Raw genomic sequence first — 23,230 nt, 5'->3', positions numbered from 1 at the left:
GAGTGACCCCGCTTTCGGCCGCGCGGGTGGGGGAGGCCGGGGTCACCACAGTTCGAGGACGCTGTCGGCCGCGTCGAGGAGGGGTTGGTGGTGAGTGGCGACCACGACGGCGGCGCCGGAGGAGGTGGAGCGTTTGATCAGGTCCACGAGCCAGTCTTTGCCCGCGGTGTCGAGGGCGCGTTCGGGTTCGTCGAGGAGGAGGACCTTGTGCGGGCGGGCCGTGACGCCGAGGAGCAGCAGCCGGCGGCGCTGGCCCGCGGAGAAGTGGCCGGCGGTGACGCGCGCGCGGTCGGCGAGGCCGGCATCCGCCAGCAACGCGTCGAAGTCGCCGAGATCAACACCGAAGGAGCCGGCCAGGAGTTCCAGGTGCTGCATCGGTGTGAGCTCCGCGAAGAAGTCGGAGTCGTCGAAGAGCACGGAGACCTTGCGGCGGAAGGCGACGCTGCGTTCGTCGGGCTTCTCGCCGTCGATGTGGACACGGCCGCGCTGGGGTTCCTGCATGCCGTATAGACACCGGAGCAGGGTGGACTTGCCGACGCCGTTGGGGCCGACGAGCACGGCGCACTCGCCGGGGTCGACGGAGAAGTCCAGGTCGTCGAGCAGCCACAGGTCGCCGGCCTTCACGCCGAGGCCGCGGGCGTCGATGATCATCGGCGGGACCACCGTTGCGCGAAGGCTTCCATGCAGCTCACGCTACCGGGCACCCCTGACGATCTTGAGGCTGCCGGAGCACGAAGGGGACGTTCGCACCACAACGGCACGAACGTCCCCTTCGGACGGACAGAACGTCAGCTCAGGCGATGGGCCAGCGCGTCGAGCTCGTCACGCAGGGAGGTGGGCACCTCGCCGATCTTCTCGAACCACTCCTCGATCAGCGGCAGCTCCGCGCGCCACTCTTCGGCGTTGACCTGCAGAGCCGCCTCGATGTCCGAAGCCGGCTCGGTGAGGCCCTCGGTGTCGAGGTCCTCGGCGCGCGGTACGAAGCCGATCGGCGTCTCGACCGCGTTGCCCTTGCCCTCGACGCGCTCGACGACCCACTTGAGCACGCGCGAGTTCTCGCCGAAGCCCGGCCACAGGAACCGGCCGTCGTCGCCGCGGCGGAACCAGTTGACGTAGAAGATCTTCGGCAGCTTGTTCGCGTCGGCGTTCTTGCCCAGCGTCAGCCAGTGCTTGAAGTAGTCACCGGCGTGGTAGCTGAGGAACGGCAGCATCGCCATCGGGTCGCGGCGCACGTTGCCCACCGCGCCGGCCGCGGCGGCCGTGGTCTCCGACGACATCGTGGCGCCCATGAACACGCCGTGCTGCCAGTCGCGGGCCTCGTTCACCAGCGGCACCGTGGTCTTGCGGCGGCCGCCGAACAGGATCGCCGAGATCGGCACACCCTGCGGGTCGTCCCACTCCGGCGCGAGGATCGGGCACTGCGACATCGGCGTGCAGTAGCGCGAGTTCGGGTGCGCGGCCTTCTCCTCGGACGCCGGCGTCCAGTCCTGGTGCTTCCACGACGTGGCGTGCTCGGGCGTGTTCTCCATGCCCTCCCACCAGATGTCGCCGTCGTCGGTGAGGGCGACGTTCGTGAAGACCGTGTTGCCCTTTTCGATGGTGCGCATGGCGTTCGGGTTGGTGTGCCAGTCGGTGCCCGGCGCGACGCCGAAGAAGCCGAACTCCGGGTTCACGGCGTAGAGACGGCCGTCTTCACCGAAGCGCATCCACGCGATGTCGTCGCCGAGGGTCTCGGCGCGCCAGCCCGGGATGGTCGGCTGCAGCATCGCGAGGTTGGTCTTGCCGCAGGCGCTCGGGAACGCCGCCGCGACGTAGTGGACCTTGTCCTCCGGCGAGATCAGCTTCAGGATCAGCATGTGCTCGGCGAGCCAGCCCTCGTCGCGCGCCATGACCGAGGCGATGCGCAGCGAGTAGCACTTCTTGCCCAGCAAGGAGTTGCCGCCGTAACCCGAGCCGTAGCTCCAGATCGCGCGCTCCTCGGGGAAGTGCGAGATGTACTTGGTGTCGTTGCAGGGCCAAGCGACGTCCTTCTGGCCCGGCTCGAGCGGCGCGCCCACGGAGTGCAGCGCCGGCACGAAGTCGCGCTCGGTGCCGTCCGGGTTGATGAACTTGTCCAGCGCCGCCTTGCCCGCGCGGGTCATCACGCGCATCGACGCCACGACGTAGGCGAAGTCGGTGATTTCCAGACCCAGCTTGGGGTTCTCGTCGGAGAGCGGACCCATGCAGAACGGGATCACGTACATCGTGCGGCCCCGCATGCACCCGCGGTACAGCTCGGTCATCGTGGCCTTCATCTCGGCCGGCGCGACCCAGTGGTTCGTGGGGCCGGCGTCCTGCTCACGCTGCGAGCAGATGAAGGTCCGGTCCTCGACACGAGCGACGTCGCCCGGGTCGGAAGTGGCCCAGTAGGAGTTCGGCTTGGCCTTCAGCTTCACGAAGGTCCCGGCCTCGACCAGCTCGTCGTTGATCTTCGCGGCCTCTTCGTCGGACCCGTCGACCCACACCACGCGGTCCGGGGTGGTCAGCTCGGCGACCTCCCGGACCCAGGACAGCACGCCACTGTGCGTCGTCGGCGCATTGTCCAGTCCGGGGATGGCGACTGCGGTCATCTCTACTCCTGACTTCCGACGACAAATAAGCCCACACGCCGGACCGCGGTGTCCGGGTGCGGGCCTCGTTGCCGGCGACCGAATGGCTTCGCACACCGGGGGTGAGCCGGTGTGCGGGTTTTGGGATTCCTCGACTGTAGCCGGATGACCGGCAGGTAACCGAGAGCTGACCTGTCGGTTCTCTCACAAGAACGATAAGGGAATCGATTCAGTTGTCACCGGATTGGTCCAGCGCCGGAAATCCTTTCGATGCGGGGTGCTCAATTCGGGCGAAGATCACCGCGTTCGGCGAAACGACAACGGGCCCGGCGAGTGCCGGGCCCGTTGTGACGTGAGTTACAAATGGGTCAGTTGGGGCTGATCCATTGTCCGGTTCCCGAATCGATCTTCGCGACTCCCGAAAGCAACTGCGTGCCGTCGCCGCCCCAGGCCGCGTCGCCGGCCGGGTCGGCCGCGCGGACGCCGGCGGCCTCGGCCTCGGTCCACTGGCCGTCGCCGGTGTGCTCGTAAGTGTGCGTGCTGCCGTCGGCGCCGATCTCCACCGCGACGTCGGCCTCGCCGTCGCCGTCGGTGTCGGTGAACGCCATCGTGCCGCCGTCCTTGGTCTCGACGATCGCGGTGTCGTTGTGCCCGTCGTGGTCGGTGTCGATCGTGGCGACGCCGGCGTCGACCTCGCCGTCGGGCAGGTCGGCGTGGATGTGGCCGGTCGTGGAGTCGTCCTGCGAATGCGAGTCGGTGCCGCCCGGGTGCTCAGCACCGCCGGACTCGACCCACGCACCGCTCGATTCGTCGTAAACTGCCTGGTCCACAACGTGGCCGGAGCTGTCCAGCACGGCGTACTGGTCGGCGACGCCGTCGCCGTCCGAGTCGATGAACGCCTGCGCTGTGCCGTCGTCGTGCTCCACGATGGCGGTGTCGTTCACGCCGTCGGAGTCGACGTCGTAGTTGACCTCCGCCTGGTAGTCCTGGCCCTCGACGTGGACCGTCATGTCCTCGGGCCCGCTGGCGTCGGTGTCGGTGCCGCCACTCTCGTCGACCCACATGGGAAAAGCCCCCTTTTAGGACCGGGTCTCGCCGGCTGCGTTCAGCTGTCGATCGGTAGGACTCACGTTAGGCCGGTTCGGTTCCGGTCCACAAGCTGATCAACCCCGGTCACGCAGCGTTCGGATGCGCCCGAGCAGCGATTCCGCCCTCGCGTGGCCGTCGGTGGCCTCCTTCAGGCGCTTCGAAACGATCGCGATGTTCTTCGCCCGCTCCTGCGCGCCCATCTTGATCGTGCGGTCCACGTCCTTGAGCTCGGCCTCGATCGCCTCGATGCGGCGGCTCAGCGCCTCGTCGAGCGCCATCGACAGCTGCTGCTCGGCTTCGATGAGCTGCTCGGCCACGAGCTGGTCGAGCGTGGAGCGCGCGTCGGCGATGGCCTCCACCAGCCATTGCTTCATGTGTTGCTTGTCGGCGGCGTGCTTGCGCGTGCGGGCCATCCACCACCCGGCACCGAGGCCGATGATGATCGTGGCCGGCAGCACCACCGGGTTCAGGATCGCGACGCCGGCCAGCGGCAACGCGGCGATCTTGCCCGCGCCGACGCCGCCCGAGATGCCCATGAACACCAGTAGCTTGTCCTCGGCCGTCGGCGGCTTCTTGTCCGGCGGCCGCAGCACGACGGGCGGCCCGCCGGCCCGCGCGAACTGCGCGCGGATCACGTCGAGCTCCTCGGCGGAGAACAGCTCGGACAGCGCCACGTTGGTCACGTGGTTCAGCCGTTGCGAAAGCAGCATCGAGACGCGCTGCGACGTCGTCTGCAACGCGAGGTCCACCTGCTGCGGCAACGCGGCCAGCTCGTCGCGCTTCGCCGAGTCGATGCGCTGGCGGAAGTGGGTCTGGGCGTCGCGCATTTCGCGGCTGCTCTCGTGGCCGACCTCCACGCGGGTGCGCTGGATCTCGCCCCGCAACTTCAGCTGCCAGCCGCGGGTGGACGAGCGGCGTTCGGCCTGCAGGTGGTCCCGGCGTTCGCGCAGCTGCTCCGCCTCGGCCTCGCCCGCCGAGAGCGCCCGGCTCTCGGCCTGCAGCTTCGCCTTGATGCCGGCCAGCACGCTGGAGAGCGCGCGCAGGGTGTTGGCCTCGGCCAGCATCATCGATCGGCCGACGAGCATCTCCTGCAACGCGACCTGCACGGCGGCGATACCCGACTTCTCGCGCAGCATGGCCGCGACCTGCTCGTTCGGCGCTTTCGCGGCCGTTTCGAACACGCGGGCCGAGACGGGGTGGAACACCGCGTCGGCGAAGCGCGGGGCGTGCTGGGCGAGCAGCTGCCGGTCGGCCTCGAGGATCTCGCGCCAGCCGCGGAACGCGTCGGTCTTGGCCAGCACGAACAGCACGGTTTCGACGCGGTCGGCCACGTCGCGCAGGAACTGCAGCTCGGTGGACGTGAACGGCGCCGACGCGTCGAGCACGAACACCAGCGCCGTCGCGCTCGCCGCCGCTTCGCGGGCCAGGTCGCCGTGCAGCGAGTCGAGGCCGCCGACGCCCGGGGTGTCGACGAGCGTCACGCGCTCCAGCAGCGGCACCGGCCCGGACACCTCGACGTAGCGCGGCGGGATCTGACCCGGCGGCAGCTCGTGGGCGGCCGAGACCCAGTTGACCAGCTCGGTCAGCTGGATCGGCACCGGCGCGAGCTGCCCGGGGTAACAGGCCTGCGCGCCCCACTGCTCCGCGTGCTCGAAGACGAGGTAGGTGGCGGTGGCGACATCAGCGTCCACAGGGGACAATCCCGGGGTCGCGAGCAGCGCGTTGACCAGCGTGCTCTTGCCGCGGTTGGTCTCGCCGACGACCACGACCGACGGTTTCGCCGCGCGCGCCCGGCGCACGTCGTCCACCCACTTGGCAGCCTGCGGATCGGCGTCGCGGACCACGGTGAGCAGCTGCTCGCGCGCGGCCTGGACCTGGGCGGGAAGGCTGGGTGAGTTCACTGGGCTCGCTTCGCGTAGACGGTGACGATGGGCGCGCGCAGCAGCCGCTGGCCCTCGGCGAACCCGATCACCTCGGTCTCGGCGACCACGCCGTCGAGCGCCGGGTCGTCGGTGGGGATCGCGCCGCCGGCCTCGTGGCACGCGGGGTCGAAGCGCTCGCCGTCGGGGCGCAGCGCGGTGACGCCGATGTCGGCGAGGCCGTGTTCGAGCCGCTGGACCACACCGCCGCTGCGGGCACGGTCGAGCGCGTAGAGGCAGAGCTGGATGAGCGCCTGACGATCGGCCAGCGCGCGTTCGAGATCACCGGGGGCAGCTACGACGTCCACATCCGTGTTCGACGCGGACGTGTCGGCGGTGGTTCCGCGCTCCCCGTCGGCGGGTTCCGTGCCGCGGTTGCGGAACCAGGCCACACCCCTCACCCCCGCCTCGTCCCGCGGACCGCCCGTTCGGCCCGCCGGGATTCCACCAGTCCGGAGCAGATCTTCGCCAGTCGGGCGCGAATCCGGGAGCGCAAACGCCTGCGCGCACCGTCAGGCGAGGTCGCGGATCACCGAGCGCATCGCCTGCTCCAGCGAAGGCACGTCTTCGGCGAAGCGCGAAGACACGAGGATCTGGTCCTCGGCCGTCCGCAGCCAGACGCGGCCCGCCACGGAGATCTCGATGACCGACAGCCGAAAGGGCCGCGCACGCCGGCCGAGGTCGACTTCGGTCTCGCGGACGAGCTGCCCCAGCCGGTCGCCCGCCACGATCTGCCGCCGGTAGAAGCCCGCGGCGCCCAACGCGGCGTGCAGAGCCGGCCGGCGAGCCTCCGTGAAGTGGCGCGCGGCGGCGGATGTGAAGTGCTGGATGGCCAGGTCGATGGCCGAGCCGTCGCCGGGCGCGGGCCGGCCGAAGCGGCCGCGGGGCGTCCGCGAACCCGATTCGCCGCGGAGCCGGATGAACTCCAGGAGATCGGTCCACCAGTCCGCCCACTGGGCCTGAACGGCGGCGCGGTCGATGGCCGGCGGCACGCGCACCGGCACCGCGGGCTCTACCGGCGGCAGCAGCTGGCCCTCGGCGACCGACAACGCGAGCACGTCCCGGAGGTACAGAGCGATGTCGATCTCCTGCTCGCTCCCCCAGGACGCCCGCCACGAGGTGGTGTTCTCCAGCCGCACGAAATCCACCCTACGCGTGAACGACGACAAACCTAGGGCATGCGGATCTGTTGCCAGATCAGGAAATAGGCCCGGTGAACGACGTGCGCCACGCGGCTCTGCGCGGGCGTTGCGCCGAACGAAGCAAAGGAGCGCCACCAGCCCGCGCGTTCGAGGGCGTGAGCGGCCAGTTCCGGCCGGGCCGCGCCGGGGAGCCCGAGCTGTGCGCCGAGGTCGGCGTTGCTGCCGACGCGCAACACCTCTTCCGCGAGGTCCTCCGGCATGTCGACGGCTCCGGAGGCCACCAGCGTCAACGCCTCCAGCAGCCGCAGCTGATGTGCCTCCGGCTTGGCGAGCAGGACCTCGATCGCGTCGTGCACGCGCTGGCGTTCGCCGGGATCGCCCGACGCGTGGGCCAGCGCGGTCACCGACGCCAGCGCCGCGGCGGCCTTGATCCCGTCGGCGCGCGCCGCGAAGACGATGGCCAGGCGCTGGCGCACCGCGTCGAGGCCCGACGCGTCGAGCAGCACCCGACGCAGAGCCCCCGCGGTGATGGCGGGTTCGGCGCGGATCGCGTCGACGGCGCGGCGGACGCCGTAGAGGTCGAGCTTCTCCAGCAGCCGCAGCCGGACGCCGGCGGGCACGTCGCACTCCCAGCTGGTGAAGATGTCGGCCGAGATGAGCATGGTCTCGAGGACGTCATCGTCGAGGTCGGCGAGGTGGTGCAGCGCGTCGGCGTCGGCCGAGGTGAAGCCGCCCGACTCGGCCGACTCGGCGATCAGGCCGATCACCGGCAGCACGTCGGCGACGCGCGGCTTGAGCGTGCTCGCCTGCTTCTCCGCGAGCAGCTTCGCCGCCACCCAGATGTCGCCGCCCGAGCCCTCGACGGTCTCCGCGACGATCGTGTCCGCCTTGTTCAGCACCGCGATCGCGTTCACCGGGCCCGCCTCGCGGCTCGCGGTGGCGGCGGTGAACGCGGCGAGCGCCTGCTGGTCGTCGGCCCGCACGCCCTGCGTCACCACGTAGAGCACGGCTTCCGCGCCGGCGACGGCATTGCGGGAGGTGTCGTCGAGGTTGTCCGAACCGGTGTCCTCCCGCGCGGCGCCCAGCAGCTGCTCCGTGCGCGAGACGGACGCGGCGTCGAGCGAGCCCAGGCCCGGGGTGTCGATCACGGTCATGCCCTGCAGCACCGCGTTGGTCAGGTAGGCCTCGAGGTGCGAGACCTTCGTGACGTCCACGCCGAGCTCGGCCGGGATCGACCCGTCAGCCGCGAAGGGCAGCACCTGCTTGGTGCCGTCGGTGAACACGACCTCGACGCGGTCGACCGTGCCGTACTGGAAGCGGGTGACCAGGCGTGTGCACTCACCGACGTCGGTGGGCGCGACCCGGCGGCCGATCAACGCGTTGACCAGCGTGGACTTGCCCGACTTGATCCGCCCGGCCACGGCCACCTGCAGCGGCGCGGCGAGCCGGCGCTGCACCTCGGCGAACCCGGCGGCCGTGCGCGGCGAGACCTGCGAGGTGAGCCGGTGGCACAGGTTGGCGACCGACATCGACAGCGGGCCCGCGAGGCGACCCAGCTCCGTCACGGCCCCGGTCCCCTCTCGTCAGTCGTTCCGCCGGGAAATCGTGCCATGCTCGACCACCGCGAGTGCGACCGACAGTGCTACCCGAGGATGACGCGGCGTGCCCGAGTGCGGACCTAATCTTGTCGGGTGCGACGGCTGAGCCTCTGGATGCGTGCCCACCCCATGGTGGGGGACACACTGCTCGCGGTGGTCCTGCTGTTCATCGACTTCGTGCTGTTCGTCGGCGGCAGCGTCGGCCACGAGAACCACCCGCCGCCGTGGTTCATCTCGCTGCCGATCGACGTCGCCATGGTGGCGCCGCTCGTGTTCCGGCGGAAGAAGCCTCTGGCCTCGGCTTACGTCGTGTACTTCGTCGCCATCGCACACGGAGCGCTGTCGCTCGGCTTCTCCTCCGTCGCGGCGCTGGCGATGAGCCTGTACTCGATCCTGGTCTACATCGGGCGCAAGCAGGGGCTGATCTATGTCGGCGCGCTCGTGCTGATGACCGGCGTCGAGGTGTTCACCGACAAGTCGACACCGTGGCTGGGCAACGCGCTGTTCACCGCCTTCGGCATCGCGCTCTGCTGGACGCTCGGCGAGTTCGTCGGTGCGCGGCGCGCGTACCAGCTGGAGGTGGAAGCGCGCCTGCACCTGCTGGAGACCGAACGCGACCAGGCCACGCGCATCGCCGTGGCCGAGGAGCGCGGCCGCATCGCGCGCGAGCTGCACGACGTGGTCGCCCACTCCGTGAGCGTGATGGTCGTACAGGCCGACGGCGCGGCGCTCGCCCTGCCGACCAACCCCGAGTTGGCCGGGCGCGCCCTGCAGACGATCTCCGAAACCGGCCGCGGCGCCCTCGGCGAGCTGCGCCGGCTGCTCGAGGTGCTGCGCGGCGACCACGGCGACGGCGAACCCCGCGTGCCCCAGCCCGACGCCAATGCCCTGGGTGAGCTGGCCGAACGCATGCGTGGCGCCGGCGTCCCCGTGGACCTGCGGGTGGACGACGGCCTCACCGACTTGCCCGCCGGCGTCTCCCTCGGCATCTACCGCATCGTGCAGGAGTCGCTCACGAACACGCTCAAGCACGCCGGCACCGGCGCGCGCGCCGAGGTCCACGTGCGGCGCACGACCGAAGGCAAGAACGACACCGTGGAAGTGCTCGTCCGCGACGACGGCGCCGGCCGCGCGCGTCAACTCGAACAGGTGACGGTGGGCGCCGGAGCGCCGTCGAAGAAGGCCCCGCGACTGCAGGTCGCGGGCGGGAACGGACTGATCGGGATGCGGGAGCGCGCGAACGTGTACGGCGGAACGCTGGAGGTGGGCCCAGCGCCCACCGGTGGGTGGCAGGTGCGGGCCGTGCTGCCCGTTAGGTTGGCGCCGTGATCAAAGTGGTGGTCGTGGACGACCAGGAACTGATGCGCGTCGGCTTCCGCATGGTGCTGGGCGCGCAGGCCGACATCGACGTGGTGGGCGAGGCCGGTGACGGCGCGCAGGCCATCCGCCTGGCCGACGAGCTGCGGCCCGACGTCGTGCTCATGGACGTGCGCATGCCGGTGCTCGACGGGGTGGAGGCCACGAAGCAGATCGTGACCGCCGGGACCGCGCGCGTGCTGGTGATGACCACCTTCGACCTCGACGAGTACGTCTACGCGGCCCTGCAGGGCGGTGCGTCGGGTTTCCTGCTCAAGGACACCCCGCCCGACCACCTCGTGTCGGCGCTGCGGTCCGTCGCTTCGGGCGACGCCGTGGTGTCACCCTCGGTGACCAAGCGGCTGCTCGACCGCTTCGTGGGCGCCGGCGGCTCGCCGGTGCGCGACGCGCGCGAGCTCGACGTGCTGACCGAGCGCGAACGCGAGGTCCTCGTGCTCATCGCGAAGGGCATGTCGAACCTCGAGATCGCCGAAACGCTCTTTCTCTCCGAAGCCACGGTGAAGACGCATGTCGGCCGTATCCTGGCGAAACTCGACCTTCGCGACCGCGTGCAGGCCGTCGTGCTGGCCTACGAAACCGGCCTCGCGCGCCCCGGCCTCGGCTGAGTTCTTGATCCACTGTGCTGGTCTTCGGGCGCTGAAGTTCAGGGTCGTCTCAGGGGTTTCACCGATCGCACATCAACCGCGGAAGCGGTTGGGTACTACTCAGGTCGGGTGACGAGTTCGACCCACAGGATGACGCGGAGACCGGTCCACCTCGGTCAGGATATTGCCGGTAAGCGGCCCAGCCGTAGGAGAGGGAGCAGGGGATGATCGAGGCATCAGGTCTCACCAAGCGGTACGGGAACACGCTGGCGGTGAACAACCTGTCGTTCAGCGTGGCCACGGGGAAGGTCACCGGCTTCCTGGGCCCGAACGGCGCCGGCAAGTCCACGACCATGCGCATGATCCTGGGGCTCGACAACCCCACCGCCGGTGAGGTCCGCATCGGGGGCAAGCGGTACCACGACCTGAAGGACCCGCTGCGCACCGTCGGCGCACTGCTCGACGCAAAGTGGGTGCACCCCAACCGCTCCGCCCGCGCGCACCTGATGTGGATGGCGAAGTCCAACCGCATCCCGGCGTCGCGGGTGGACGAAGTGCTCGACGTCGTGGGTCTCACCAGCGTGGCCGGCAAGCGCGCCGGCGGGTTCTCGCTCGGCATGTCGCAGCGGCTGGGGATCGCGGGCGCGCTGCTGGGCGACCCGGAGGTGCTGCTGTTCGACGAGCCGGTGAACGGCCTCGACCCCGAGGGCATCCTCTGGATCCGCAAGTTCATGCACCGCCTGGCCGACGACGGCCGCACGGTGTTCGTGTCGAGCCACCTGCTCTCGGAGATGGCGCTGACCGCGAGCGAGCTCGTGGTGATCGGCAAGGGTCAGCTGATCGCGCAATCGTCCACCGAGGAGTTCGTGGCGCGCGCCGCGGAGAACACCGTGAAGGTGCGCTCGCCGCAGCTGCCCGTGCTGCGCGAGGCGCTGGTGCGCGCCAGCGCCCAGGTGACCGACTCGGGCGAAGCGCTCATCGTGTCCGGGATGGACAGTGCCAAGATCGGCGAACTCGCGGCCTCCGCGAACGTCGTGCTCCACGAGCTGAGCCCGCAGACCGGGTCGCTCGAGCAGGCCTTCATGCAGATCACCGGCGACTCCGTCGAGTACCACACCGGGCTCGAGGCCGAGGCGCAGCAAGCCCTCCAGCCCACCGCCCGCTGACGACTACTCGTACAACAAGGATTCCGGGGATAAGAACCATGACTCTGCTCGCGGTCGAACGCATCAAGCTGTTCACCACCCGCTCACCGTGGTGGTGCGCCCTCATCGCCATCGTCCTCACCGCCGGCTTCTCCGCCCTCGTGGCAGGCGCGGCGCCGAGCACGGCGACCATCGACGTCGCGACGACGCAGTTCGGCTACCAATTCGGCATCGCCGTGATCATGGTGCTCGCGGCGCTCTCGGTGACCACCGAGTACCGCTTCGGCACCATCCGCACCACGTTCCAGGCCGTGCCGGGCCGCACCTCGGTGCTCGTCGCCAAGGCCACCGTCGTCGCGCTGCTTTCGCTCGTGATCGGTGAGATCGGCGCGTTCGGCGCTTGGGCACTGGGCTACGCCATCCGCCCGTCGGACGCACTGGCGCTCGACACCTCGGCCGAGTGGATCAACGTCGCCGGCGTCGGAGTGCTCTTCGCGCTCGCCGCGGTGATCGCGGTGGCCATCGGCATCCTGATCCGCCACAGCGCCGGCGCGATCGCGCTGCTGCTGATCTACGTGCTGGCTGTGGAAAGCCTGGTGCAGCTCATCCCGACCGTCGGCCCGAAGATCCACGAGTGGCTGCCGTTCAACGTCGCGGAGAAGTTCCTCCGCGGTGCGGGCGGGGCGGTGCAGGGGCCGCCGCCGTCCGACGCGGTGCTCTCGCAGGGCTGGTCGCTCGCCTACTTCGCCGGCATCGCGATCGTGCTGCTGGCCGTCGCGATCGGCGTCGCGAAGAAGCGCGACGCCTGACAGGAAGACCCACCACAGGGACGTTCGGGCGGAGGCGGCGGGGGCCGAAACCGGCTGAACGGGGGGAAAAGGGGATAGAAGAAAGATCCGGGTCGCCACTTCGGGGGGCGACCCGGATCTTTTCGTTTTCGGTACGCGCTCGGCTCGGTAGGGTTCGCGCGTGCTGGAGACCCACGGGCTGACCAAGTCCTACGGCGAAACCCTGGCCGTCGACGACCTCACCTTCACCGCCGAAGCCGGTCGCGTCACCGGCTTCCTGGGCCCCAACGGCGCCGGCAAGTCCACGACGATGCGGCTGCTGCTGGGCCTCGACACGCCCACGGCCGGCACCGCGCACATCGACGGCCGGCCCTACCGGCAGCTGGCCGATCCACTCCGGACAGTCGGCGCCCTGCTCGACGCGACCTGGCGCCACCCCGGCCGCAGCGCCCGGCAGCACCTGCGCTGGCTCGCCGCGACCAACGGCCTGCCCGACCGGCGCGTCGGCGAGGTCCTCGAGCTCGTGGGCCTCGGTTCCGTCGCGAAGAAGCGCGCGGGCGAGTTCTCCCTCGGCATGCTGCAGCGCCTCGGCATCGCGACCGCGCTGCTGGGCGACCCGAAGGTGCTCCTGTTCGACGAACCCGTGAACGGTCTCGACCCCGAAGGCGTGCTGTGGGTCCGGCAGCTCCTGCACTCGCTCGCCGCCGACGGCCGCACCGTGTTCGTGTCGAGCCATCTGCTGCCGGAGATGGAGCAGACGGCGCAGGACCTCATGGTGATCGGCCGCGGCCGGCTCACCTACCAGGGCACCATGGCCGATTTCGTCCAACGCGCCGGCTCGCGCGGCGTCCGCGTGCGCACGCCCCAGGCCGACGCCCTGCGCACCGCGCTGACCGAGCGCGGGATCGCGTTCACCGACGAGGGCGACGCGCTCTTGGTGTCCGAAGTGGACAGCGACACTGTAGGTGATCTCGCGTTCACGGTCGGTGCCACCCTCCACGAGCTGAGCCCGCTGGCCGGGTCGCTGGAGCAGGCGTACCTGGAGCTGACGGGCCAGACGGCCGAGTTCACGAGCGGAGGTACCCGGTGAACGTGCTGCGGGCCGAACGGATCAAGCTCTTCTCCACCCGCGCACCCTGGTGGTGCGGCGCGTTGTCGGTGCTCGCGCCGCTGGCGTTCACGACGCTGTTCTTCGCGCTGGCCGGCTCGGAGATCACCGCGAGCGTCGGCAACACCCAGCTCGCCACCGGGATCGGCCGCACGGTGGCTCTGGTGCTGGCCGTGCTCGCCGCGACCTCCGACGCGAGCTGGGGCACGCTACGGCTGACGTTCCAGGCCGTGCCGGCGCGCGTGCCCGCGCTGCTCGCGAAGGGTGCCGTGGTGGTGGCCGTCTGCGCGGTGCTCGGGCTGCTCGCGGGCGTGGGCTCGTGGGGCATCGCGTCGCTGGTCCGCCCGGACGCGGATCTCGCCCTGCACTCGGCGAGCGACTGGCGGCTGGTGCTCGGACAGACCGTGACGTTCGCGCTCACCGGGCTGCTCGGCGTCGGCGTCGGGCTGCTCCTGCGGAGCACCGCGCTCGCGTTGACGCTCGTGCTCGTGTGGACCCAGCTCGTGGAGGGGCTGGTGCTGCTGATCCCACGCGTCGGCCCCGACGTCTACCCGTGGCTGCCGTTCTTCGCGGCCGGGCAGTTCGCCGGTGGGGATTTCACCCAAGCGGCGCTCAACGTGACGCCCGCTTTCGGCCCGTGGGGCTACCTCGCGTATTTCGGCGGCATTTGTCTCGCGTTCTACGTCGCCGGCGTGCTCACCGCGAACCGCCGCGACGCCTGACGAGAGCACATTCGCGTTAATCTGCACGTGCAGAACAGGTGTCCACGAGGCAAACGGATTAAGACCGCGTTAAGTCGTTGTGGCTTCTCTCACAGGGAGCGGACATAATGGCAAAGTCCCCAGGATATTCGAGATCAAGAGCGTGCTCGTCCGTCTCAGCTCCCCGGAGGTGAACCTTGACGGTGGACGCTGGTCAGGGGCTCATGAGTCCCATTCCCACAGCCCGCAGCGAAGCGGCACCACAAAATCACAGCGACGCGGCACCACAAAATCACGGCGACGCGACACTTCGAAGTGACCGTGAAGCGGCACCCCAAAGTCACCGCGCAGCGCCGCGCCAGCCCCGGCTCGAGCCGATGCTGGACCTCGAATGGTCGCAGGCGATCGAGCTGCCGCGGTTCGCGTTGCCCGCGATGAAGCCCGGCGACCTGCGCCAGGCGTGGGTGCACCGCGCGGCCGAAGACCTCGTGCTCGCCCTCTACCGCAGGGCCAGCGGCATGCAGGGCCCGCTGCCCGCGCCGTGGTGGCTGCGCGCCGTCGCCAGTGGCCGGCTCGAGTCGCGTGAGCTCGGGTTCCGCATCGAAGACCGCATCCAGCAGCTGCTTTCCCGCCGCTCCGGCTGGGAGTTCGTGCCCTGGGCCGCCGACGGCGAATCGGGCTACTGGGAGTTCATGCCGTCCGAGCGCGGGAAGTCCGGGCACTCCGTCCCGACGACGGTGCTGAACACCGATCGTCACCCCGGCTGGATCGACGTGCTGCCGGCCCACACGGGCACGACGCCGCACCCGATCGCCGTGTCCGGGCTCGCCGGACTGCGCTCCCGGCTCGGGGAGTTCGAAGCCGTACGCTGATCAGCCCAACTGTGCCGACGGATTCTGATCCGACCACAGGCACGGCCGAATGGCTTCGTACAACGGTTACGTGCCGCGTGGGGGTCGGCCTGCTTTTGGCCGGATCAGTATCGTGTCCGGGTGGAGAACGAGGACCAGCCCCGGCTGCGCAGCGTGGTCAGCTTTGTCAACCGCGGCGGCCGGATGACCGTCGGCCAGCAGCGTGCCTGGAACGAACACTGGCCGCGGCTGGGCCGCACGGTCGCCGACCTGCCGGCCGGACCGGTCGACTTCGCCGAGTGGTTCGGCCGCGAGGCGCCGGTGATGCTGGAGATCGGCTCCGGCATGGGCGAGACGACGTCGCAGCTCGCGGCCGCCGCGCCCGAGCTCAACTACGTGGCCGCCGAGGTCTACGACCCGGGCCTGGGCCAGCTGATGCTGCGCGCGGAGAAGCTCGGCGTCGAGAACCTGCGGCTGATGCACGGCGACGCGGTGGTGCTGCTGACCGAGCACGTCGAGCCCGGCGCGCTCGCCGGCGTGCGGCTGTACTTCCCGGACCCGTGGCCGAAGAAGCGCCACCACAAGCGCCGGATCGTGCAGCCGGATTTCGTGGCTCTCGTCGCGTCGCGGGTCGCGCAGGGCGGCACGTTCCACCTCGCCACCGACTGGGAGCACTACGCCGAGCAGATGCTGGAAGTGTGTTCAGCCGAGCCCGCATTGCGCAACCGCTACGCGGACGAACCGGGCGGCTGGGCGCCGAGGCCCGAATGGCGGCCGCGGACGAAATTCGAACAGCGCGCCGACGTCGAAGGCCGAGTGTCACACGACCTCATTTTCGAGAAACGCTGACTGTGCTGCTGCTTGCCAACCCGACCACAGTCACGACGGGGATGGTTGCGAAGCGTCGTGACCTCCGGTTGGGTCCCCGCCTGCTTTTGGCCGGGTTGGCAAGTGCGGTGGAAAAGACACCGCAAAAAGGCCGCTGCCGGGTTCCCACCCCCGGCAGCGGCCTTTTTTCTCCCCTTTTTCACCCCCGGCGTCCGCCCAACCCCGCGAAGGGCGGACCGCCCGCTACTCGTCGGCCAGCGGTTCCGCCTGCACGCGCCGCAGGGCGGGCGTGCAGATCGAGGCCCCGAGCAGCGCCACCCCGACGCCGAGCACGACCGGGGCGAAGATCCACGGGCTGAAGACGATGTCGCCTTCGCCTGCAGTGCTGAACAGCCCGACCCCGACGAGGATGCCGACCACGCCGGCGCCGACCGTCGCGACCAGCGCGGGCAGCGCCGTCTCCATCCGCAGCGCCCTCGACAGCACCTTCACCGGTGTCCCGGCCGCCATCAGGGCACCGAACGTCCGGCGCCGGTCCATGATCGAGCCGGCCGTGGCGACGGCCGCGCTGCAGCCGGCAAGGATGCCGGCGGCCACCAGGCCGATCACGGTCACCCGGCGCAGGTCCGACAGCTGCGTCTGCTGGTCGTAGAGGTACTGGTCGCGGCTGCCGACCTCCGCGCCCGTCGCGGCCGAGGCCAGTGCAGTGCGGACGATCTCGCGGTCGGCGTCCGTCGTCGGGGCGATCACCGTGGCCGCGCCGAGCTTCACGCCCGCCGGCAGCGCCGCCGGGTCGAGCAGGTAGGAGCTGCTCACGTCGTCGCCCATCTTGAACGTCCCGACCGGCACCGAGCCGAGCGGCTGCCCCGGGTCGGTGGGCTCCGGGTCGCCGACCACGTGGTACTCGGCGGCGTTCAGCTCGTACGGCGCATACAGCCCGACGCCGGGCTTGCAGTCGGCCGCGGTGATCCCCAGCCGCGTCAGCCGAGCGGCGTCGGCGCAGGACATCACGAGTGCCCGCTGGTAGGACCGCTGGTCGCCCGTGCCCTGCACCAGGTACACCTGGCCCACGGCGACCGCGCGTTCCTGCTGGCCGTAGCGGGCCAGCGCGGCGTTGGCGTGGTCCACCACGGCCGCGGCCTTGTCCGGGCTGCTGTCGGCGTAGAGCACCGAGTCGGCGTACGTCCGCCCGCCACCGGCGAGCGACTCGAACGAGGGCAGCAGCGTGAGCGCCATCGAGCCGGTGAACACCGCGAGCACGATGCCCGCCGTGGCGCGGTAGGCGCCCTTCGGGTCGTCGCGCAGCCGGCGCCCGGCCAGCAGCGCCGACGGTCCCCGCCACCCCCGCACGAACGTGCCGCCGACCGCCGAGGTCACCCACGGACCGACCACGATCGCCGACGCGACCAGCAGGAACAATCCGACCAGGATCAGGGTGGCTCCGCCGCCGTCACCGGCGCTGGTCACGGCGTAGAGGAAGAACAGGCCCGCCACCGGCAGGACGAGCAGCCGCCACCAGCGCAGCGGCTTCACGCTGTGGCCGCCGGTCGCGAAGAGCGGGTTGCGCAGCACTCGCCGCAGGCCGAGCACGCCGGCGAGGACCACGAGCGCCGGGATGGCGATCACGATGAAGACCGCGAGCGCGGTCGGCAGCGTGAAGTCCGTGGCCAGCCAGGTGCCGCCGCCCCACGGGACGAACGTCGCCAGGCCGTGCAGCGCCGGACTGATCCCCAGGCCGAGCAGGGCCCCGACACCTGCGGACAGGATCGTTTCCCCGGCGACCATCGACGTGACCTGCCCCGGCGTCGCGCCGGCCAGACGGATCGCGGCGAGCCGGCGTTCGCGCCGGGCCGCGGTGAGCCGCGCCGAAGAAGCGACGAGAACCAGGCTTGGCACCAGCAGCACGATGATGCCGACCCACGCCAGCAGCGTGAGCAGCGGATCTGCCTTCGCTTGCTGGTCCGGGAACGCGCTCACCGGCTGCGCGACGGCCTCCGTCGCGCGTTCAGTCTCCGTGGAAGTGAGCTCCTGCTGGCTGTGGCCGACGAGCGCCACGAGCTGCTCCGGGTACTTCAGCGCCTGGTCACCGAGTGCAGCGACGGGTTTGCCGAACCGGTCGCCGAGCTGGTTGGCCGGCGTGTTGTTCAGCAGCCGGCCCAGTGCGGGCGACACGAGCGTCTCACCCGGCCCAGGCAGCTTCGGGATCCCTGCCGGCAGCTTCAGCCCGGCCGTGTTGCCGGTGGCCGCGACGTCGACGCGGGTGATCTCCTGGCCGTGGAAGTAGTCCTTGGCCCCGCTGACCAGCATGACCGGCGTGCCACTGGTGTCGAAGTTGTCGTACGACTGCCAGATGCCGCGCTGTTCGCGCACCTGCGTCGCGAAGGGCAGTGACGCGAGCAGCAGCACGAGCCCGGTCGCGACTGCGACGCCGACCGCCGTGAGGATCGCCGAGGTGCGGGTCCGCCGGTCGACGCGGAGCACGCGCAGGGCGAGCTGGAGCGAGTTCATGCGGCCAACCTCGTCGCGATGAGGCCGTCGCGGATGGCCACAGTCTTGGGCATCGACTCGGCGAGCTCGCGGTCGTGGGTCACGACGATCACGGCGGCGCCGGACTCCTGCGCGGCACCGAGCAGCGCCTGCATGGTCTCGCGGCCGGTGCGCGTGTCGAGGGCGCCGGTGGGCTCGTCGGCGAAGATCACCTTCGGCCGGTGCGTGAGCGCCCGGGCGATGGCCACGCGCTGGGCCTCACCGCCGGAGAGCTCACCCGGGCGGCGCGTTTCCTTGCCGGCGAGGCCGAGGCGCGCCAGCCACTCGCGGCCCGCCGCGACCGACTCGCGCCGGGCCTTGCCCGCGAGAAGCGACGGCAGCGCCACGTTCTCCTCGGCCGTCAGCTCGGACACGAGCATCCCGGACTGGAAGACGAACCCGAACTCCGTGCGCCGCAGCTCGCTGCGCTTCTTCTCGTTCAGGTTGTCGATGCGCCGGCCCATGAGGTGGATCTCGCCGCCGTCGGCGCGCAGGATGCCGGCCAGCACGTGCAGCAGCGACGTCTTGCCCGACCCGGACGGGCCCACGATGGCCACCGCGTCCCCGGGCTGGATGTCGATGTCGATACCGGCCAACGCGTACTGCCCGCCGTACCGCTTCACCAGCCCCCGCCCCGACAGCACCGGGCCGGAAGTCCACTGTGGATTGCTCATCCGGGGGTCTCTCCCTCATTGGTCTGCGACTTCGTTGGGAATCACCTTCACGGATCGGGGCGGGTGTCCACTTCGGGCAGACGGCCAGTCCGACGATCACCGGCATCGGCCGATCGGCCGATGCGGCTCGAACCACCTGGCCAAGGTGCGCGCCGCCAGAGATCCTCTACCGTTCGGTTGTGTCCCAAGCTCCGCCGTCTTCGTCCTTTTCCGCACGCGTGACCGAGCTCGTGCGCCGCCTCGGCATGCCCGTGGTGGTGCTGCTCGCGGCGCTGCTGTTCGACCTCGTGTTCGTGACCGACGCCGCGCTCGACGACGTCGGGCCGCGCTGGGTCGACTTCGCGCTGCTGCCCGGCATCTTCGCGATGGTCGGCTGTGCGATCTGGGCGCGCCGACGGGCGGCCGTGGCCGCGATGGTCGGGGCGTTCGCGTTGGCGTTCTTCACGATCTTCATCCGCTACCTGCACACGCCGACGTATTCGAGCGTGCTCGCGAACCTCTCGATCACCGAGGTGGTGGCGGGGACCGAAATGGTCTTCTACGTCGCGCGCAAGGTCCGCCCGGGGGCGGCGTTCGCGGCGATCTCGTCGCTCGTGGTCGGCGCGTTGATCGCGGTGTTCGGGCGCTACACGTACGGCGACCTCTCGTACTCCACGATCCTGCAGGCACTGCTGTTCGGCAGCTTCCTGCTCGTCGCGGCCGTGGTGATCGGGGCTTCGGGCCGCACGCGGACCGTGCAGCGTGAGCAACGGCTGCGCCGGCTTCGGCGGATCAACGCGCTGGCGAAGGGGCAGTGGCCGCTGATCGGCGCGCTCGCACTTTCGCTGCTGTTCGAGTTCGGCTTCACCTACGACAGCGGCACGAGCGGCTTCCCCGTGCTGTTCTGCTCGATCGGCGCGGCGGTGATCGCGGTGCTCTCGCCGCGCCGCCCCGCCGATGCGATGCTCGGCGTGGCCGGGCTGATTCTGCTCTCGGCCCTGGTGACGCCGTTCCTGCGCCTCGGCTACGACTACCAGTTCCCGGGCGGGATCCCGCCGGCCCAGATGGTGGCCGGGATCGGCGTGGTGGTGAACCTCGTCCGGGCGATGCCGCTGATCAAGGCGTGGCCGCGGATCGCCGTGCTGACGGCGGCGGTCGGCGTCGGCGCGATCCTGAACGCGAAACGCCCGGGTTTCCGCCCGCTGACCGATCCGCAGGAAATCGGCGGGCTCGTCGTGGCCGCGGGCCTCGTGCTCGGCATCGCGATCGCGGTCGGCCTGTTCCTGCGCTCGCGCGACTCCGAGCGCACACAGGTGATGAAGGCCGCGGTCACCGACGCGCAGATCACCGAGCGGATGGCGCTCGCGCGCGAGCTGCACGACGTGGTTGCCCACCACGTCACCGGCATCGTGGTGCAGGCGCAGGCCGCGCGGATGATGGGCGAGAAGAACCCGCAGCTCGCGCTCGAAGCCATGGGCCGCATCGAGGACGCCGGCACGGAAGCGCTCGCGGCGATGCGCCGGCTCGTGCGCAGCATGCGCGGCGATGCACCCGCCGGCGCGAGCGACCTGAGCGAGCAGGCCACCACAGATCTGGACGCCGACCTGCGCAAACTCGTCGACGGCGCCAACCACGGCATCAAGACCACGCTGGTGCTGGACCTGCCGCCGAACCTGCCACACGAGGTCGGGCGCTCGGCGCTGCGGCTGGTGCAGGAGTCGCTCACCAACGTCGGCAAGCACGCCGCCGACGCGACGGAAGCGCTGGTGCACGCCGAGGTCACCGGCCGCGAGCTGCACCTGTCGGTGCGCGACAACGGCCGGGAGCAGGCTCACCGACCGGCCGGCGGGTCGGGCGGCTACGGTCTGGTCGGCATGCGCGAGCGCGTTGCCCTGCTGCACGGCCGGATCACGGCCGGGCGCGGGCCCGACGGCGGCTGGCGTGTGGAAGCTTGGCTGCCACTCGAGGCGAACGGGGATGACGGGTGATCCGGGTACTGATCGCGGACGACCAGGAGATGGTGCGGATGGGGTTTCGCATGATCCTGGACGCGCAGGACGACATCGAGGTGGTGGCCGACGTCGCCGACGGCGTCTCGGCCGTCACCAAGGCGCGGGACCTGCGCCCGGACGTCTGCCTGCTCGACATCCGCATGCCGGGCCTCGACGGCCTCGAGGTCACGCGGCAGCTCGCCGGCCCGGACGTCACCGACCCGCTGAAGGTCGTGGTCGTGACCACCTTCGACCTCGACGAGTACGTGCACACGGCGCTGCGCAACGGCGCCAGCGGCTTCCTGCTCAAGGACGCCGGCCCGGCACTGCTGATCGAGGCCATCCGCGCGGCCGAACGCGGCGACGCGCTCGTGTCGCCGCAGATCACCGTGCGGCTGCTCAAGCACTTCGACGCCGCAAACGGGCACAAGCGCGACGTGCCCCCGCCGTCCGAACCGCTCACCGCGCGTGAGCTCGACGTCGTGAAGGCCGCCGCTCGCGGTCTGACGAACACGGAGATCGGCGCGGAGCTGTACTTGTCGCTGTCGACGGTGAAGACGCACCTGGCTTCGGTGCAGGGCAAGGTCGGCGCGCGCAACCGCGTGGAGATCGCCGCGTGGGCTTGGCGCAGCGGGGTCGTGGACTGAGTTTTCGCTACGGAAAACGGGGGCCGGCTGGTGAGCCGGCCCCCGTTTTTGGTGCCGGCTCAGAAAAGCTGGCCACGCGCGGCGCCACCCGGGAAGGCGGCGTCGTGCAGGTTCGCGTAGTACGACAGCGGGTGGCGGGCGATGTCCTTCACCAGGGCCGAGTCGAGGCCCGTCGCGGTACCGGACACGGCGAACACGCCCGCGGGCACGGTCGTGCCGATGAGGGGAACCACCACGGCGCCGTTCTTGCCGAAGGTGCCCTTGTGGATGTGGGCGAGCGTCGGCTGGAAACCGAACCACGCGAAGGAGAACTGCACCTGCGTGCCGGTCGGGCGGACGAACGCGACGGCGTTGGCCTTCGGGTCACCGGCCTTCGGCTCACCCGGAGCGGCCTTGACCTCCTGGTTGCCGGACATGAACGCGTGCAGGCCACCGCCCTGCAGCAGCTTCAGCATGTCGACCGACGAGCGCAGCGGCGTGAGCTGGCCGCGCACGGCGCCGCCGGGGAACTTGTCGGTGTGCAGGTTGAGGTAGAAGTTCGACGGGTTCTTGCGCAGGCCGTCGGCCGTGGCCTGGTCCGTGATCGTGGCGGTGCCGGCGGCCGCGGTCACGGTGGCGGGCATCGCAGTGCCGAAGAGCGGCACCTTCACGTCGCCGTTCACGCCGGCTTTGCCCTCGTGGATGTGGCCGAGGGTGGGCGCGCTGATGCCCTTCCACGAGAACGCGTAGGTGACCTTGTTGCCTTGCACCTCGACGATGCCGGTGGCGCTGCCCTTCGGGTCGCCGACGGCGGGCTTGCCGGCCACCGGGACCTCGTTGGCGCCGGTGAGCTTGGCCTGCAGGAAGATCGGCTTCTGCTGGGAGCGCTGGATGGCCGTGGACAGGCTGGCCGGCGCCTTGGCCGGGGTCGAAGCGCCCTGGCCGGACATGTCCATCCCGGGCATGTCCATGTTCATGCCCGGCATGTCGGGCGTGGTCGGGGTGCCGGGCATCGGGCTGGCGGTGGCGGTGACAGCGCCGAGCAGGCCGAGGCCGGCGGTCATGGCGGCCAGTGCCGCGATTCGTGCTCGCATCAGGTTCGTCCTTTCACGTCGGATTCCGCAGCCGACACGGAATCCAGCGGTGGGCGGTTCAGAGGAAAATTCGGTTGAACCGTTTCGCTGCGCCCGCCGTGTCTCGTCCCGAATTCGACGTGAATCGGTGGAGGAGTTCTCATGCGTGTCTCGATCGTCCTGGCCGGTGCCGCCCTGCTCGGCACCCTCGCTGCCTGCGGAAGCACCGCGACCAGCGGATCTGCTTCCGCTCCCGAAGGTTCGTCACCGGCCTCCCCGGCGTCGTCGGGTGAGGTGAAAATCGGCCAGTCCGGCCTCGGCCCCATTCTCACCGACTCCTCGGGAAGGACCCTTTATGCCTTCGCCGATGACATTTCGGGCACCAGCACGTGTGGCGACGATTGCCTCGCCACCTGGCCCGCGCTGACCGGTGACAAGGATTTCCACGCGGGCGCGGGCGCGGATCAGAAATTGCTGACGGCGACCGAACGGACGCCGGGCGTCGAGCAGGCGAAGTACGGGAAGTGGCCGCTGTACTACTACGTCGGCGACCAGGGTCCGGGTGACGTCGACGGCCAGGGCGTGGACAACCTCTGGTTCGCCGTGAGCGCCGACGGCAAGCTGATCAAGAAGACACCCTGAC

At 70.4% G+C, this 23,230-nt stretch carries 21 protein-coding genes; 11 read left to right on the top strand and 10 right to left on the bottom strand.

From position 1 onward, the window contains the following. Window positions 1–42 precede the first annotated feature (42 nt). The 7 genes from AB0383_RS02165 to AB0383_RS02135 form a co-directional block, all read right to left on the bottom strand. The gene (locus AB0383_RS02165; protein WP_220247255.1) at window positions 43–648 is read right to left on the bottom strand and encodes an ABC transporter ATP-binding protein; all 606 of its coding nucleotides are present in this window, start codon (window positions 646–648) and stop codon (window positions 43–45) included. Between the two features lie 140 nt (window positions 649–788). After that, the gene (locus AB0383_RS02160; RefSeq protein WP_366184572.1) at window positions 789–2,609 is read right to left on the bottom strand and encodes a phosphoenolpyruvate carboxykinase (GTP); all 1,821 of its coding nucleotides are present in this window, start codon (window positions 2,607–2,609) and stop codon (window positions 789–791) included. Between the two features lie 347 nt (window positions 2,610–2,956). After that, window positions 2,957–3,652 (bottom strand): hypothetical protein, encoded by a 696-nt coding sequence (locus tag AB0383_RS02155; RefSeq protein WP_366184570.1) that lies wholly within the window; start codon window positions 3,650–3,652, stop codon window positions 2,957–2,959. Window positions 3,653–3,751: 99 nt separating this feature from the next. Continuing rightward, complete coding sequence (locus tag AB0383_RS02150; protein ID WP_366184568.1) at window positions 3,752–5,578, bottom strand: dynamin family protein; 1,827 nt, start codon at window positions 5,576–5,578, stop codon at window positions 3,752–3,754. Next, entirely contained in the window at window positions 5,575–5,904 is a 330-nt protein-coding gene (gene grpE, locus AB0383_RS02145; RefSeq protein ID WP_364170696.1) for a nucleotide exchange factor GrpE, read from the bottom strand. The genes AB0383_RS02150 and grpE overlap by 4 nt, the downstream gene beginning before the upstream one ends. 204 nt (window positions 5,905–6,108) lie before the next feature. Further along, complete coding sequence (locus AB0383_RS02140; protein WP_364169278.1) at window positions 6,109–6,735, bottom strand: hypothetical protein; 627 nt, start codon at window positions 6,733–6,735, stop codon at window positions 6,109–6,111. Window positions 6,736–6,767: 32 nt separating this feature from the next. Further along, window positions 6,768–8,267: a dynamin family protein gene (locus AB0383_RS02135; RefSeq protein WP_366184886.1), complete on the bottom strand. Its 1,500-nt coding sequence runs from the start codon at window positions 8,265–8,267 to the stop codon at window positions 6,768–6,770. 198 nt (window positions 8,268–8,465) lie between these two features. Here AB0383_RS02135 and AB0383_RS02130 point away from each other — a divergent pair, with 198 nt between their 5' ends. The 8 genes from AB0383_RS02130 to trmB all read left to right on the top strand — a co-directional run bounded on the left by AB0383_RS02130 (window position 8,466) and on the right by trmB (window position 15,739). After that, window positions 8,466–9,665, top strand: coding sequence for a histidine kinase (locus AB0383_RS02130; protein WP_366184884.1), 1,200 nt, complete (start codon window positions 8,466–8,468; stop codon window positions 9,663–9,665). After that, on the top strand, window positions 9,662–10,318 hold the full coding sequence (locus AB0383_RS02125) for a response regulator transcription factor (protein WP_366184566.1): 657 nt from the start codon (window positions 9,662–9,664) through the stop codon (window positions 10,316–10,318). The genes AB0383_RS02130 and AB0383_RS02125 overlap by 4 nt, the downstream gene beginning before the upstream one ends. A 203-nt stretch (window positions 10,319–10,521) precedes the next feature. After that, a complete protein-coding gene (locus AB0383_RS02120) occupies window positions 10,522–11,463 on the top strand; it encodes an ABC transporter ATP-binding protein (protein WP_364169273.1) in 942 nt (313 codons plus the stop codon). Window positions 11,464–11,501: 38 nt separating this feature from the next. Then, a complete protein-coding gene (locus AB0383_RS02115; protein WP_364169270.1) occupies window positions 11,502–12,251 on the top strand; it encodes an ABC transporter permease in 750 nt (249 codons plus the stop codon). 160 nt (window positions 12,252–12,411) lie between these two features. After that, window positions 12,412–13,320 (top strand): ATP-binding cassette domain-containing protein, encoded by a 909-nt coding sequence (locus AB0383_RS02110; protein WP_366184563.1) that lies wholly within the window; start codon window positions 12,412–12,414, stop codon window positions 13,318–13,320. Beyond that, on the top strand, window positions 13,317–14,060 hold the full coding sequence (locus tag AB0383_RS02105) for a hypothetical protein (protein ID WP_364169264.1): 744 nt from the start codon (window positions 13,317–13,319) through the stop codon (window positions 14,058–14,060). Before AB0383_RS02110 ends, AB0383_RS02105 begins: the two co-directional genes overlap by 4 nt. Before the next feature lie 356 nt (window positions 14,061–14,416). After that, a complete protein-coding gene (locus AB0383_RS02100) occupies window positions 14,417–14,911 on the top strand; it encodes a hypothetical protein (protein ID WP_364169261.1) in 495 nt (164 codons plus the stop codon). A 120-nt stretch (window positions 14,912–15,031) separates the two neighbouring features. Beyond that, on the top strand, window positions 15,032–15,739 hold the full coding sequence (gene trmB / locus AB0383_RS02095; protein WP_366184560.1) for a tRNA (guanosine(46)-N7)-methyltransferase TrmB: 708 nt from the start codon (window positions 15,032–15,034) through the stop codon (window positions 15,737–15,739). Window positions 15,740–15,961: 222 nt separating this feature from the next. Here trmB and AB0383_RS02090 read toward each other — a convergent pair whose 3' ends face one another. Both AB0383_RS02090 and AB0383_RS02085 read right to left on the bottom strand, forming a co-directional pair. Next, window positions 15,962–18,226, bottom strand: a complete 2,265-nt coding sequence (locus AB0383_RS02090) for an ABC transporter permease (protein WP_366184558.1) — start codon at window positions 18,224–18,226, stop codon at window positions 15,962–15,964. Continuing rightward, window positions 18,223–18,918, bottom strand: coding sequence for an ABC transporter ATP-binding protein (locus AB0383_RS02085; protein ID WP_364169255.1), 696 nt, complete (start codon window positions 18,916–18,918; stop codon window positions 18,223–18,225). Before AB0383_RS02085 ends, AB0383_RS02090 begins: the two co-directional genes overlap by 4 nt. Before the next feature lie 179 nt (window positions 18,919–19,097). Here AB0383_RS02085 and AB0383_RS02080 point away from each other — a divergent pair, with 179 nt between their 5' ends. Together AB0383_RS02080 and AB0383_RS02075 are read left to right on the top strand one after the other, a co-directional pair. Then, window positions 19,098–20,885: a histidine kinase gene (locus AB0383_RS02080; protein ID WP_366184555.1), complete on the top strand. Its 1,788-nt coding sequence runs from the start codon at window positions 19,098–19,100 to the stop codon at window positions 20,883–20,885. Then, entirely contained in the window at window positions 20,882–21,535 is a 654-nt protein-coding gene (locus tag AB0383_RS02075; RefSeq protein ID WP_366184553.1) for a response regulator transcription factor, read from the top strand. The genes AB0383_RS02080 and AB0383_RS02075 overlap by 4 nt, the downstream gene beginning before the upstream one ends. 59 nt (window positions 21,536–21,594) lie before the next feature. Here AB0383_RS02075 and AB0383_RS02070 read toward each other — a convergent pair whose 3' ends face one another. After that, entirely contained in the window at window positions 21,595–22,608 is a 1,014-nt protein-coding gene (locus AB0383_RS02070) for a CHRD domain-containing protein (protein WP_364169247.1), read from the bottom strand. Between the two features lie 141 nt (window positions 22,609–22,749). Here AB0383_RS02070 and AB0383_RS02065 point away from each other — a divergent pair, with 141 nt between their 5' ends. Next, complete coding sequence (locus tag AB0383_RS02065) at window positions 22,750–23,229, top strand: hypothetical protein (RefSeq protein WP_366184550.1); 480 nt, start codon at window positions 22,750–22,752, stop codon at window positions 23,227–23,229. The last annotated feature ends 1 nt before the right edge of the window (window position 23,230 follow it).

Source organism: Amycolatopsis sp. NPDC051373 (assembly GCF_040689465.1).
In the GTDB taxonomy this organism is placed as follows: Bacteria; Actinomycetota; Actinomycetes; order Mycobacteriales; family Pseudonocardiaceae; genus Amycolatopsis.
Note: the sequence above shows the minus strand (reverse complement) of the source record. Positions and strands in the feature narration are given on the sequence as shown.